The sequence below is a fragment of the Paenisporosarcina sp. P4_D4 genome, assembly GCF_056401835.1.
The window spans coordinates 1-926 of sequence record NZ_JBFUIO010000350.1 but is presented as its reverse complement, the minus strand read 5'-3'; the positions used below and the strand labels follow the sequence as shown (position 1 = coordinate 926).

General features: G+C 33.7%; 1 protein-coding gene. It reads right to left on the bottom strand.

The annotated features are described in order from the left end of the window. Window positions 1-489: 489 nt before the first annotated feature. Window positions 490-906, bottom strand: coding sequence for a YoqH family protein (locus AC1DSL_RS18750; RefSeq protein WP_477533404.1), 417 nt, complete (start codon window positions 904-906; stop codon window positions 490-492). Window positions 907-926: the final 20 nt, after the last annotated feature.

The window sequence follows — 926 nt, the reverse complement described above, 5'->3', positions numbered from 1 at the left end:
ATAATACACTTCCTATCACAACTGGTACCATAATAACAAACCATATACTCTCTTCCTTGTTGTTAAAACTTAGTTCAAATCGGTCGCTCATTTATCTACACCCCTAATTTGAAGTGATTTTTTCTTATAAGTTAATACGTAATTCTTTCCAAAAAGTTTTAGATTTGATTCAAATAACCTGCCCCGTTAGTTGAAGAACCAATTTTATTATTTTCTCTCCTTTTATTTTCCTGTCATTAAAACGGATTTGAACCCTTTATAAAAGGAATAAATACTGCATAACTTGAAACGATAAAAAGAAGCCAAAAAAATGTTGATGTCCGCCGTTGTTAATAGAGATTACTTTCTTTCATAATAAATAGTCCAACAATTAGCGTGTATAAAACAAACAACATATAAGAAACTCCGAACCAGTTCACCCAAACATTCCCTATAAATTGAATTTCACGTTAATCCTTCTTGGATCAACGCAACCATTAGTTGAAGAAACTATTTACAATAGTTAATACTGTTTGTTAGAACACTTGGTCCTAACTTACCTGTTTTGGAATTTGAAAGACGCACCTGAACTTCGACATTCTTCATTTCTGCTGTAATTAAATCAAATCGTCCTGCCCAACTTGGACCATTCTCCTCTGGGGTTGGATAAAGCTTAAAACGCCAACTCATTTCTTTTGGAATAAACGCAAAACCTTCATAGCTATCGAAGTCTCCATAAGAAGACGGTTCAGGAAGATGTACAGCAAGAATACTTATATTAGTTCTTTCAAAACTTGGTGGGTTTAATTGCACTTTATAGATTAATGCTACACCTTTTGTATTCGTCAGACTTTTATCAACAGACTCCAATGTTAGGCTACAGGGCACTGAAATCACTTCTAATAATTCCTCATTTTCTTCATTTATTGCCTTTGCTTTTGGTGGTC